Raw genomic sequence first — 12679 nt, 5'->3', positions numbered from 1 at the left:
GGGGAGATGATGATGCGGGCTCAAGCCGATTACAGCTATCGCACCGATGCCGATGTGCCCGCCTTTGCCGATGACCGGCCGCTGATCGTCTTCGATGGCGAATGCGTGTTCTGCTCCGGCTGGGTGAAATTCGCGCTGAAACATGACAAGCAGCAGCGATACCGTTTCCTCGCAGCACAGACGCCGCTCGGCGCCGCACTCTACCGGCATTACGGGCTGCATGCGCGCGATTATGAGACCAATATCCTGATCGAAAACGGCCGCGCCTTCTTCAAGTCCGATGGCTCGATCCGCATGGTGGCCGGCCTCGGTTTTCCCTATTCGCTGGTGAAGATCTTCCGGCTGCTGCCGCGGCGGGCGGCCGATGCGCTCTATGAATTCATCGCCCGCAACAGGCTGAAAATCGCCGGCCGGCAAAGCTGCATGGTGCCGACGCCGGAGCAACGCAGCCGCTTCATCACATGAGCGGCGACCGGTTTTGCCTGCTCATCATCGGCGGCTACGGCACGTTTGGCGGGCGGCTTGCCCGGCTGCTTGGCGATGAACCGCGGCTGAGATTGCTAGTTGCCGGGCGCTCGCTTGAAAAGGCTGACGATTTCGTTGCAGATCTGCGGACGCCGAAAGATGGTGCCGAGGGCCTGGGAAGCAACAATCTCGGCGCGATGGTGCAGGCCGTTCGCTTCGATCGTGACGGCGATCTCACCGAACAGCTGACGCGGATGAGGCCCAATCTGGTCGTCGATGCCTCGGGGCCGTTCCAGAGCTTCGGCAAGGATGCCTATAAGGTGGTCGAGGCCTGCATCGATCTCGGCATCGATTATGCCGATATCGCCGACAGCACCGGCTTCGTCGCCGGCATCGGTGGGCTCGATGCGGCCGCCAAGGCCAAGGGCACCTTCGCTCTGTCAGGGCTGAGCAGCCTGCCCGCCCTCTCCTTTGCAGCGCTCGAGGCGATGGCGCCGCATTTCTCCCGGGTCGACACTGTCGCGGCCGGCATTGCCCCGTCGGCGCATGTCAAGATCGGGCTCAATGTCGTGAGGGCGATATCAAGCTATGCCGGCAAGAAGATCACGGTGCTGCGCGATGGATCGCCGGCCGCCGGGCGCGGGCTGATCGATGCGATGCGGGTGACGGTGGCGCCGCCGGGGGTTAAGCCGCTGCGCAGCCGGAAATTCCTGCTGGTGGATGCGCCGGATCTCAAGCTGCTGCCGCAGCACCTTGCCGATCTCAAATCCAGCTTCACCGGTGTCGGCACGGAGCCGCAGCCGCTGCAGCACTTGCTCAGCCTTGCGGCAAGGCTCGTCCGCCTCCGGCTGCTGCCGTCGCTGCTGCCATTTGCGCGGCTGCTGCAGCGCGCCAGCCATGCTTTCGCGGTCGGCGAACATCGCGGCGGCATGTTCGTTCGTGTGGGCGGCGTCGATCACGCGGGAAAGAGGCTGTCCTGCGGCTGGCACCTGATTGCCGAAGGTGATGACGGGCCGTTCATTCCGGTCATCGGCGTGGAGGCGCTGGTGCGCCGGCTGCTGAGCGGCGTGCGGCCGGAGAATGGGGCACGGCCGGCGGCCGGCGAATTGCAGCTTGCGGATTTCGAAGCGGCCTTCCAGCGATTTTCGATCACATCCGGCATCACGATGGAAAACGAGGAGGCACGCCAGCCGCTCTACCAGAGGATCCTCGGCAGCGCCTGGGAGCGGCTGCCGCCCGCCCTCGCCGCCCTGCATGCCGGCGGCGCCCGCGTCGCCTCCGGCCGAGCGCGGATCGAGCGCGGCGGCGGGCTGCTGGCGAGGATGGTCGCTCGGGTGATCGGCTTCCCCCCGGCGGGTGAGGATGTGCCGGTGACGGTGCGTTTCGTGACCGATGGCGACAGGGAGATCTGGACACGCGATTTCGGCGGCACGGTCTTCCGCAGCTGGCAGGTCGAGGCAAAGGGCCGCGACCGGCATCTGCTCGCCGAGGTGTTCGGGCCGTTCCGGGTGCTGATGGCGCCGGTGCCGGATGGGGAGAGGCTGCGGCTCGTGGTGCGCGGCTGGCGGTTTTGCGGCATTCCGCTGCCGATGTTTCTGGCGCCTGGCGGGGATACGTATGAGGAGGAGCGCGATGGGCGGTTCCACTTTCATGTGGAGATCGGCGGGCGGCTGACGGGGTTGGTGGTGCGGTATACGGGGTGGTTGGTGGTGGAGGAGTGACGTGGGTCTCTGACTTCGCGGATGGCTGCCCCTCACCCTAACCCTCTCCCCGCTCGCGGGGCGAGGGGACGTGCCCTGCGAGAGGTCGGCGAGGAACGGAGAGGTTGCCGCAAATCTCTTCTCCCCTCGGGGAGAAGGTGCCGGCAGGCGGATGAGGGGGCCACACGGCACGCCCTCTCATCTTAACTATCCCGCCATGCCGACGCGAGCGCGGTAGAATCCCGCATAGGCGTTGTAAGGAAAGACCGGCTTCGCCGGCCCCCTTCCTTACGGTCTTGCGGGACCGACCAGCCCACCAGCCACATGGCACACCGATCAGCCCTCATCCTGAGGCGCGCAGGCCAGAGGCCGGAGCCTCGAAGGAGGGGGGCGGGTGATGCGCGCTGCGGCCGCATCCATTGCCGGAGGAGATACCAGTGGCCGGCCTCGTCCTTCGAGGCCCCTGCGGGGCGCCTCAGGATGAGGTCGGAGGGAGGCTGCGGCCCGCAGGTTGTCGAATCTGCCGCACCGTATCCCGGCCCTTCGCTTTGGGCTCAGGGCGTTCGCCGCTGCAATCGATTCACTGGATCGATTGCTGCCGCCTCTGGCGGCACCGTTGCTCACCCACCCGCAATTCCCAGCAGTTCAGCATCCAGCGCCTTTAAATAATCGCCGGCGATTTCGGCGCTGAAGCCGAGGTCGTGTTGGCCGTAGCGGGAGGCGACGCGGATGTCGACGAAGGTGGTTTCGGCCTCTTCGCGGAGCCGAATGATGATATCGAAGCGCAGGCCGAGGATCAGCGTGCGGGTGGTGCCCTGCAGCGTCACGCCGTTGACGCCGCGGATCAGCTTGGCGACGTCGTCATCGTAAGGGCGCGGCGTCGGCACGGGGACGATATCGGGCGCATCGGCCACCGCATCGTCGCCCGGCGCCGGCGGCTTCACCGACTTGTCCTCGGCATCACGGCCGGGCGCGGTGTCGCCACTGCTTTTCGTGATGGTCATGCCGCTCATCTTGGCGACCTTGCGCACCGCTTCGAGCACGCGGTCGAGCGCGCCCTCATAGCGCCGGCCGGTGAGTTCGGGATAGGCGGCGAGCTGCATTTCGCGATTCTCCGGCGTGACGTCCGGATTGCGCTTCAGCCAGATCTGGTCGGAGTGCGGCGGCGACAGCCAGTCGGGTGCGGAGACCGGGTCGGTGGAAACGTCGTAGATATCGGGCCGCGTCATGTAGCGCTCGGTGGCATAGGCGCCGAGGCCGAGCGGAAAGGCGGCATAGATCAGCGCCGCGAGCGCCGCCAGCCCGCCTTCGGCCCCCGTCATCCAGAGGCTGCGCAGCCCGACTGCGGCAAGCATGGCGGCAAGCAGCGCGCCGCCGGCAGCGGCAATCAGCAGCAGCACCAGATAGGGTGTGGCAAGGCCTCCGAAGCGATGGGCGATCATCACGGCCAGCGCCAGCACCAGGGAAAACGCCCCGAGCAGCCGCGAAAAGCGGGCGGCGTTGGAAACGGGGCGGTCGAAGCGGATGGCCATCAAACTTACCGGTTGCTCGTCAGCGCCCGCGCGTTCGACCACGCAAATCGCCATGCATCTGTTTAGTGCAAGATTCGGCTAAATTGAAACTATTGTCTGAGGCATTGCGTTGGAATCCACGGAGAAGGCCATGGTGAAACGGCGGCTGCTTCATAAGCCCTTGCTGATATGTCAAAAAAAGGCCATTCTGCCGGGGTTTTATCTCCAGATGTAGAGGAGAGACGGGATGATTTCACCCGAGATTGCAGCAAGGCCGCAGGCGTCTGCGCTTGGCGGGATCGACCATCAGTCCGAGCCGATGCTGCCGATGGAGCTGCTCGAGCTCGAACTTTCGCTCGAAGGTTATGCCGGCGGCGATGCCGGCTTCTGCGAGGCGGTGCGCCAGGCGGCGGCCCGCTCCGGCGGCGAATTGCTGTTCGACCTTCCAGCCGGCGGCCTCATCGATGATTGCCGGCGCATCGCCGTGCTGCGTATCCCAGGTGACGGCCAGGAGATGCGCGTCGTGCTGGCGCTGCTCGACGGCAACGGCACCGAAATCCGCATGCAGGCGCCCGATGAAGAGACCGCACCGCTGGTGCGTTTCGCCGATGCCTTCATCGAACTGCTGGAGCGGATCTGAATTCTAGATCAAGATGTTAGCGCCGCTCGGCCGCGGCTTCCGCGACACTGCGGAAGGGAAACTTGCGCCCGCATTCGCATTTGATGACGAAATTTTCCTGGTGGTTCGAAGGCCGCTGCACGCCAAAGCCGCGCGGCAGCTGATCGACCTTGAAATCCGGATGCTTGCGCTTGGGATCATCAACTTCCGAGGCTTCGGCAAAGCCCTCATTGCCGCATTGCGGACAGTTCAGTTTTTTCGAAAATCGATCGCGAAGGGCCATGCTCGTTCCAAGTTTGCAAGCTTTCCTCATACATAGGAATGGCCATCATGCATAGAAAGGTTGGCCGGCGAAAGTGGAACCAAGTGCCAAGCCTGCCGTTCCTTTTTCGAAAAGGAGGCGATCATGCCCAACAGAGACCCGATCCCGACACCCAATGCCGACACACCGCGCGGCCCGACGCCGACACCCGGCATCCCCGACCCCATCCAGCAAAAGCCGCCGCTGACGCCGGCGCAGGATCCGGCCGACACGAAGAACCCGCAGGATCCGCCGCTCAATCCGGCGCTGCTGCCGATCGGGGATCCGGCTGGGGCGGCGTGAAAGGCCCGGCCGGTGCCGGCGGCAAAGCCGCGAATGCACTGAGCGTAAGACGGGCAATGAATGGCGTACCGTGCGGCCCCCTCATCCGCCCTACGGGCACCTTCTCCCCGAGGGGAGAAGAGGGAATCGAGAGGTTGCGGCAAATCCCCTTCGCCCCAGCGGGGAGAAGGTGGCCCGAAGGGTCGGATGAGGGGGCTGCACGGCACACGGCTCGCGTCATCACCCAAGCCTCAGCGATCTCCGGGGCCAAGGATAGCTTGACGCCCTCGCCCGAATGGCCTTTCCTCAGGGAAATGCATTCAAGGACCAAACCCATGCGCACTCGTCTTCTCATCACCGTCATGGCCACCATCGTCGCCGGGCTTTCCGCCTGCCAGACGATGACGCCGGAGGAGCGGCGGGCGGCGGATGAGCAGCGGTGCATGAGCTATGGCTTCCGGCGCGGCACGGATGGTTTTGCCACCTGCCTGCAGCGCATCGATCTCGACCGGCGCGCCGAATCGCGGGCGCAGAGTGCGGAGATGATGAACAACATGGCCTGGGAGCTGAACGGGCCTTATATCTATCGCGATCGCTGGCGGCATCGTCACTGACTGCCACGGGCGCCCTGCCCCAACTCCAGCGACTATCCTACACGCTCGCCCGCAGGTCTTTCGGACCGCGCCTGATCTCTTCCAGACTGCCTGCAATCACCGCCTGCGCCGCAGCCAGCCTCGCAATCGGCACGCGGAACGGCGAGCAGGAGACGTAATCGAGGCCGATCGTTTCGCAAAAGCGGATCGAGGCCGGGTCGCCGCCATGTTCGCCGCAGATACCGAGCTTCATGTCGTTGCGGGTGCGCCTGCCGCGTTCGGCGGCGATGCTGATCAATTCGCCGACACCATCGAAATCGAGCGAGATGAAGGGATCGTGCTCGATGATGCCCTTGCGCTGATAGGTGGGGATGAAGGCCGAGGCGTCGTCGCGCGAAATGCCGAAGGTGGTCTGCGTCAGGTCGTTGGTGCCGAAGGAGAAGAATTCGGCGGCTTCGGCAATCACATGGGCGCGAAGGGCCGCGCGCGGCAGCTCGATCATCGTACCGACGAGATAATCGATCTTCATGCCGGCTTCGTTCATCACGTCGACGGCGACGGCATCGATGTGCGCCTTGACGTAATCGAGCTCGGTGCGCAGGCCAACGAGCGGCACCATGATCTCGGGTACGACGGCTGCCCCGGTCTCCTTAGCTGCGGCGACCGCCGCCTCGAAAATGGCGCGGGCCTGCATCTCGACGATTTCGGGATAGGAAATCGCCAGCCGGCAGCCGCGATGGCCGAGCATCGGGTTGAACTCGTGCAGCGCATCGACGCGCTGGCGAAGCACGGATGCCTCCATGCCCATGGCGAAGGCGACTTCGGCCACCTCGTCATCGGTCTTCGGCAGGAATTCGTGCAGCGGCGGATCGAGCAGGCGGATCGTCACCGGCAGGCCGTGCATGACGGTGAAGAGGCCGGTGAAATCCAGCCGCTGCATCGGCAGCAGCTTGTCGAGCGCCACCCGCCTGCCCTTCTCATCGACGGCAAGGATCATCTCGCGCATCACATGGATGCGCTCGCCCTCGAAGAACATGTGTTCGGTGCGGCAAAGGCCGATGCCTTCGGCGCCGAAGGAGCGGGCGGCGAGCGCATCGGCCGGCGTATCGGCATTGGTGCGCACCGTCATCCGCCGGGCGCGGTCGGCCCAGCCCATGATGCGGCCGAAATCGCCCGACAGCGCCGGCTGGATCATCGGCACCTCGCCTTTCAGCACCTGGCCGGCCGAGCCGTCGATGGTGATGATATCGCCCTTCTTCAGCGTCACGCCGACACCGAGCAGCCGCTCGTTGCGCACGTCGATGCGCATGGTGCCGGCGCCGACGACGCAGGGGATGCCCATGCCGCGGGCAACGACTGCCGCATGGCTGGTCATGCCGCCGCGGGTCGTGAGAATGCCTTCGGCGGCATGCATGCCGTGAATGTCCTCGGGGCTGGTCTCGACCCGGAGCAGGATGACCTTGCGGCCTTCGCCTTCCGCCTCGACCGCCTCTTCCGCCGTGAAGACGATGGCGCCGGTGGCAGCGCCCGGCGAGGCCGGCAGCCCGGTGCCGATCACCTGGCGGGTGACGCGCGGATCGATCGTCGGATGCAAGAGCTGGTCGAGGCTGGAGGGCTCGATGCGCAGCACCGCCTCGTCCTCGGTAATCACCCCCTCGTCGACCATGTCGACGGCGATCTTCATTGCCGCCCGCGTCGAGCGCTTGCCCGAACGGGTCTGCAGCATCCACAGCTTGCCGCGCTCGATGGTGAATTCGATATCCTGCATGTCGCGGTAGTGGATCTCGAGCTCGGTGCAGATGCGGCAGAGCTCGCGAAACGCCTCCGGCATCAGCTTTTCCATCGAGGGTTTTTCAGAGCCGGAGGAAATCCGCCCTTCCTCGGTGATGCTTTGCGGCGTGCGGATGCCGGCAACGACATCCTCGCCCTGGGCATTGACCAGGAATTCGCCGTAAAGCGCGCTCTCGCCGGTCGAAGGATTGCGGGTGAAGGCAACGCCGGTGGCCGACGCATTGCCGAGATTGCCGAAGACCATCGCCTGGATATTGATCGCCGTGCCCCAGCCTTCCGGAATATTGTGGAGCTGGCGGTAGGTGACGGCGCGCGCGCTCATCCAGCTGGAAAAGACGGCGCCGACCGCGCCCCAGAGCTGGACTTCGGGATCTTGCGGGAATTCCTGCTCCAGCTCCTCCTCGATCAGCTTCTTGTAAAGCGAGACGATATGCTGCCATTCCGAGGCGCTGAGCTCGGTATCGAATTCATGGCCGAGCTTGGCCTTTTCATCTTCCAAGATCTCCTCGAAGGCATCGTTGCCGAGGCCCATGACTACATCGGCATACATCTGGATGAAGCGGCGGTAGCTGTCCCAGGCAAAACGCGCGTCGCCGGCATCATGGCCGAGCGCCTGTACGGTCTCGTCGTTGAGGCCGAGATTGAGCACGGTGTCCATCATGCCCGGCATGGAAACGCGGGCGCCGGAGCGCACCGAGAGCAGCAGCGGCTGGCTGACGGAGCCGAAGTGACGGCCGGTGACACACTCAATCGCCGATATGCCGGCGCGCACCTCCGCCTTCACTGCATCCTCGATGTGGCGGCCATTCTTGTAATAGGTGTTGCAGGCGTCGCTGACGATCGTCAGCCCCGGCGGCACCGGCAATCCGAGGGCGCACATTTCCGCCAGATTGGCGCCCTTGCCGCCCAGAATCTCGTGATCGCGCGCCCGGCCCTCAGCCTGCCCGTCGCCGAACCTATAGACCCACTTGGTCATCTTCCCCCCAACACCAAATCAGGATTAGCTTAATCCGTTGGTGTTGAAATGAAAATCGACAAATGCGGCAGAATGTTGCGCTGCACAATAAATCTTGGCTGTGGCCGGCGTCGAAACGGTTGAAAGGTGCTCAAACAGAAAACTAGGCACAAAAAAAGCTTTGCGGGACTGCAACAATGTCCCGCAAAGCCTTATTTCCGTCCGGCCAGGAAAACCGGACGGGGGGTCCCTCAACCCGAAAACGATTCAGCTTTTTCTCAAAACAGAACCGCCCTGACCTCGTCTTACGCAATTCCCGGGAAAATAGATCTCTACTTCCCAAGATTTGCTCTCGGTTTCCGGTTCTTGCCCTCGCCCGGAAAACCGCACGCAAATTCGACAATGCGCAACCTTTGATCGCCCGTTTTCAAGCAGAGTAATTAGGTTGCGTTGAAACAACTTCTAATGCAAGTCAGCGAAAAGAGCATCACCCAAATGGGGTACAAGCGACAAGAGAGCCGACCTTTTTTGGTGTTTATTGCTCAGCCCTTGATTTTACGCAATTTCTGGACGCAAAACCGCGCCGCACCTTTGCTGAAATTGCGTGTGCTCGGCGGCTCCGTGGATGCTCGGTTGGCGCCAATGGCTGCCCCTCACCCTAGCCTTGCCGGGGTCGAGCCTCTGATCTCGACCCGTCCTGCGGACCCCCGTAAAAACGGGGAGAGGGGACGTGCCCTGCGAAAGGTCGGAGGGGAACGCAGAGGGCGCGGCAATGTCCCTTCGCCCCGCAAGCGGGGGTCCGAAGGACGGGTCGAGACCCGTGGCTCGACCCCGCCTGGTGCCGGCAGGCGGATGAGGGGCTGCTCTCGCCAATCCCCTGGGCCGGAATCTCCAGTGACAATCACCCTACCCCGACGCAGAAAACGCGTTCGTCGAAAACCTCAGGCAATCTCGCGCAGGCGCTCGGCCATCTGCAGGTCGACGGAGACGAGTTGGGAGACGCCCTGCTCGGCCATGGTGACGCCGAAGAGGCGGTTCATGCGGGCCATGGTGATCGGATTGTGGGTGATGATGACGAAGCGGGTTTCGGTGGAGGCCGCCATTTCGTCCATCAGATTGCAGTAGCGCTCGACATTGTGGTCGTCGAGCGGCGCGTCCACTTCGTCGAGCACGCAGATCGGCGCCGGATTGGTGAGGAAGACGGCGAAGATCAGCGCCATTGCCGTCAGCGCCTGTTCGCCGCCGGATAGCAGCGTCATGGTCTGCGGCTTCTTGCCGGGCGGACGGGCGAGGATTTCGAGACCGGCCTCGAGCGGATCGTCGGATTCGATCAGCTGCAGCTCGGCGGTGCCGCCGCCGAACAGATGGGTGAACAGCCGCTGGAACTGGGCGTTGACGATGTCGAAGGCGGCGATCAGCCGTTCGCGGCCCTCGCGATTGAGGCTCTGAATGGCGCCGCGCAGCTTGCGGATCGCATCGATGACGTCGTCGCGTTCCTTGATCAGCGCTTCGAGCTTCTCGCTGAGTTCCTTCTGCTCCTCGTCGGCGCGCAGATTGACGGCGCCCAGCCGCTCGCGCTCGATCCTCAGGCGTTCCAGCTCGCGCTCGACTTCGCGCGGATCGGGAAGCGCCTGCATGGTCGGGCGGCCGGTCAGCTGCAGCGCCTCGTGCGGGGCGACGTTCAGGACCTCGCGGATGCGGCCTTCGCTTTCCTGCCGCTTCTCGCGGGCGGAAACGAGGCGCTCCTCGGCGCGGCCGCGGCGTTCACGGCATTCGGCAAGTTCCGACAGTGCCGTCGTCGCCTTTTGGTCGGCCTCGCGCTGGATGCGTTCGGCCTCGGCCAGAAGGTCGCTCGCCTGGCGGCGCGCCTCCTCGGCCTTCTGCAATTCGCTGAGCAGGGCGCGGCGCTTGTCGTCGAATTCATCGGGCGCCAGTTCGAGCTCGGCTGCCTCGTCCCGCGCCTCTTCCTCGCGCTCGCGCAGTGTCGCAACATGGTCTTCGGCGCTTGCCGCCCGCTGGCGCCAGGTGTCGCGCTCCTGGCCGATCGCCATGATGCGGCGCTGGCGGGCCTCGTTTTCGCGGGCGAGGCTTTCATGACGGGCGCGGCTTTCGGCCAGCGCGCCGCGATCGGTCGCAACTTCCGCCTGCTGGAAGCGCAGCCGCTCGTCGATCGCAGTCAGATCGGGCGCGTCTTCCAGCTCGATGCGGGCGTTTTCTTCCTGGATAGCGATCTCCTCCAGCTGCGCGCGCAGCTGGCTGGCGGCCTCGCTGACGACATCGCGGCGGCGGATGAGATCGCCGGAGGCGCGCTCGGCGGCAACAAGCGCGTCGCGCGCTTCGGCCAAATGACGCGCCGACAGGCGGCTCATGTCGCGCGCCTCGGCAAGCCGGCGCTCCCCCGTGCGGATCGCCTCGGCGGCGGCGGCCTGCCGCTCCTCGGCTTCGGCAAGCACGTCGCGGGCAAGGGCCGCTTCGCCTTCGAGTTCGGCCAGGCGGTTCTTCTGGGCAAGGCGCAGTGCCGCGGCACTCGGGGCATCGGCACCGGTGACGTGGCCATCCCAGCGATAGACCGCGCCCTCTTTGGTCACCAGCCGCTGGCCGGGCTTCAGCGCCGCCATCAGCGACTGCGCCTCCCCTTCCGCGACCAGGCCGATCTGGCGCAGGCGGCGGGTGAGTGCTGCCGGCGCGCGGACATGGGCAACAAGCGGCGCAACACCGGATGGAAGCGCGGGATCGCTGGCGCCATCGCCATTGTCCGACCAATGGGCCGGCGCCTCGGCATCGAGCGGCGATTCCAGATCGTCGCCGAGGGCAGCACCGAGTGCGGTCTCAAAACCGCGGTCGACCTTCAGTTCGTCGGCAACCGGTGGAAATTTGCCGGCGGCGGCACCGGCGGCGAGCATGCGGGAAATGGTGCGCGCCTCGGTCTCCAGCGCATTCAAGCTCGAACGGGCCTGATCGACCGGCGCGCGCGACAGCGCCTCGGTCTGGCGGGCGCCCGCGAGCGCCTGGTCGACCACCTGGACTGCGGCTTCCGCGTCGGCGACGGCGATCTCGCCGGCTTCGACGATGGCGCGTTTTTCGTCGGGATCGGGCAGGCCGGCGATCTTCTCGCCGACGGCTGACAGTTCCTGGTTTGCCTCATCCATCTGCCGTTCGAGGCGCATCCGCCGGTCCGTCAGATCGCGGATGGCGCGTTCCAGCTGGTTGCGGCCGGCGGCGGCCTCGGCGCGCTCGGCCGTCAGCTGGGTGAAGATGCGCTCGCTGTCGGCCAGTTTTGCCGCCGCGCCCTCGAAGGCCTCGCGGGTTTCCTCGGCATAGCGGCCGGAATCGGCGAGGATTTCCGAAATCTCCGCTTCCTCGGCATCGAGCCTCGCCAGGATGACGGCATTGTCGGCCACCAGCCGCTGCTCGCGGCTTATATCCTCGGCAAGCTGGGCCAGACGGCGGGTCAGCTCGTCGCGGCGGCGCAGAATACGGCCGGCATCTTCTTCCAGCTGGCTTCTGGCGATCTGCAGGCGCTGCAGGGCGGCGGCGGCACGCGCCTCGCCCTCGCGCAGTTCCGGCAGCTTCAGGCTGGCGATAGCCTGGTTTTTTACCGCCTCCATCTGCATCTGCGCCTTTTCGGCGACGACGGAGGTCGCCTGGTTCAGCGCGCTGTCGGCCTCGGCCTCGGCTTCCTTCGCCTGCACCCAGCGGATATGCAGCAGCATCGCCTCGCGGGCGCGGATATCGGCGGACAGCGTCTTGAAGCGGTTTGCCTGGCGGGCCTGGCGCTTCAGGCTCTCGATCTGGCTTTCGAGCTGCGAGGTGACGTCGTCGAGGCGCTCGAGATTGCCTTCGGCGGCGCGCAGCCGCAGTTCGGCCTCGTGGCGGCGGGAATGCAGGCCTGATATGCCGGCCGCCTCTTCGAGCAGCTGGCGGCGGGCCTGCGGTTTTGCCTGGATCAGTTCGCCGATGCGGCCCTGCCCGACCATCGAGGGCGACCGCGCGCCGGTGGAGGCGTCGGCAAACAGCAACTGCACGTCCTTGGCGCGGCTTTCCTTGCCGTTGATGCGATAGAGCGAGCCCTGCTCACGCTCGATGCGGCGGGTGACCTGGATCTCGTCGCTGTCGTTGAAGGCGGCAGGTGCTGTGCGCTCGGCATTGTCGAGATAGAGCGCCACTTCGGCAGTGTTGCGCGCAGGGCGGTTGCCGGAACCCGAAAAGATCACGTCGTCCATGCCGGAGGCGCGCATGTTCTTGTAGGAATTCTCGCCCATCACCCAGCGCAGCGCCTCGACGAGGTTCGACTTGCCGCAGCCATTCGGGCCGACGACGCCGGTCAGTCCCCGCTCGATGATGAATTCCGTCGGCTCGACGAAGGATTTGAAGCCGACCAGGCGCAGCTTGTTGAACTTCATGCGGAAATATCCACGGCAGGAAGCCCCCTCATCCGCCCTACAGGCACCTTCTCCCCGCT

Annotated in this window: 9 protein-coding genes and 1 pseudogene; 5 read left to right on the top strand and 5 right to left on the bottom strand. The window is 65.2% G+C overall.

Annotated elements, in window-relative coordinates:
• Window positions 1–6: 6 nt before the first annotated feature.
• Both GR198_RS34095 and GR198_RS34090 read left to right on the top strand, forming a co-directional pair.
• Window positions 7–465 carry a thiol-disulfide oxidoreductase DCC family protein gene (locus GR198_RS34095; protein ID WP_164070391.1) on the top strand — a complete coding sequence of 153 codons (459 nt, stop codon included), beginning with the start codon at window positions 7–9 and terminating at the stop codon, window positions 463–465.
• Entirely contained in the window at window positions 462–2186 is a 1725-nt protein-coding gene (locus GR198_RS34090; RefSeq protein ID WP_164070390.1) for an SDR family oxidoreductase, read from the top strand. The genes GR198_RS34095 and GR198_RS34090 overlap by 4 nt, the downstream gene beginning before the upstream one ends.
• Window positions 2187–2785: 599 nt before the next feature.
• Here the strand turns inward: GR198_RS34090 and GR198_RS34085 are convergent.
• A complete protein-coding gene (locus tag GR198_RS34085) occupies window positions 2786–3697 on the bottom strand; it encodes a DUF1499 domain-containing protein (RefSeq protein ID WP_164070389.1) in 912 nt (303 codons plus the stop codon).
• Window positions 3698–3923: 226 nt separating this feature from the next.
• Between GR198_RS34085 and GR198_RS34080 the strand changes: the two genes are divergently transcribed.
• The gene (locus GR198_RS34080; RefSeq protein WP_017993220.1) at window positions 3924–4316 is read left to right on the top strand and encodes a hypothetical protein; all 393 of its coding nucleotides are present in this window, start codon (window positions 3924–3926) and stop codon (window positions 4314–4316) included.
• A 16-nt stretch (window positions 4317–4332) separates the two neighbouring features.
• On the opposite strand, the gene GR198_RS34075 is transcribed toward GR198_RS34080, so the two are convergent.
• Complete coding sequence (locus GR198_RS34075; RefSeq protein ID WP_003546063.1) at window positions 4333–4578, bottom strand: hypothetical protein; 246 nt, start codon at window positions 4576–4578, stop codon at window positions 4333–4335.
• A 123-nt stretch (window positions 4579–4701) separates the two neighbouring features.
• On the opposite strand from GR198_RS34075, the gene GR198_RS34070 reads away from it, so the two are divergent.
• Window positions 4702–4899, top strand: coding sequence for a hypothetical protein (locus GR198_RS34070; protein ID WP_003546062.1), 198 nt, complete (start codon window positions 4702–4704; stop codon window positions 4897–4899).
• A gap of 74 nt (window positions 4900–4973) precedes the next feature.
• Here GR198_RS34070 and GR198_RS36450 read toward each other — a convergent pair.
• Window positions 4974–5119, bottom strand: a pseudogene (locus GR198_RS36450) (endonuclease domain-containing protein); the annotation flags it as partial.
• Window positions 5120–5213: 94 nt separating this feature from the next.
• Here GR198_RS36450 and GR198_RS34065 point away from each other — a divergent pair.
• Window positions 5214–5492, top strand: coding sequence for a hypothetical protein (locus tag GR198_RS34065; protein WP_164070388.1), 279 nt, complete (start codon window positions 5214–5216; stop codon window positions 5490–5492).
• Between the two features lie 37 nt (window positions 5493–5529).
• On the opposite strand, the gene ppdK is transcribed toward GR198_RS34065, so the two are convergent.
• Complete coding sequence (ppdK, locus tag GR198_RS34060) at window positions 5530–8238, bottom strand: pyruvate, phosphate dikinase (protein ID WP_164070387.1); 2709 nt, start codon at window positions 8236–8238, stop codon at window positions 5530–5532.
• 920 nt (window positions 8239–9158) lie between these two features.
• The gene (locus GR198_RS34055; RefSeq protein WP_164070386.1) at window positions 9159–12620 is read right to left on the bottom strand and encodes a chromosome segregation SMC family protein; all 3462 of its coding nucleotides are present in this window, start codon (window positions 12618–12620) and stop codon (window positions 9159–9161) included.
• Window positions 12621–12679: the final 59 nt, after the last annotated feature.

The sequence above is a fragment of the Rhizobium leguminosarum genome (assembly GCF_010668065.1).
GTDB lineage: Bacteria > Pseudomonadota > Alphaproteobacteria > Rhizobiales > Rhizobiaceae > Rhizobium > Rhizobium leguminosarum_S.
The sequence above is the reverse complement of the archived record's forward strand: the minus strand, read 5'-3'. Positions and strand labels throughout refer to the sequence as shown.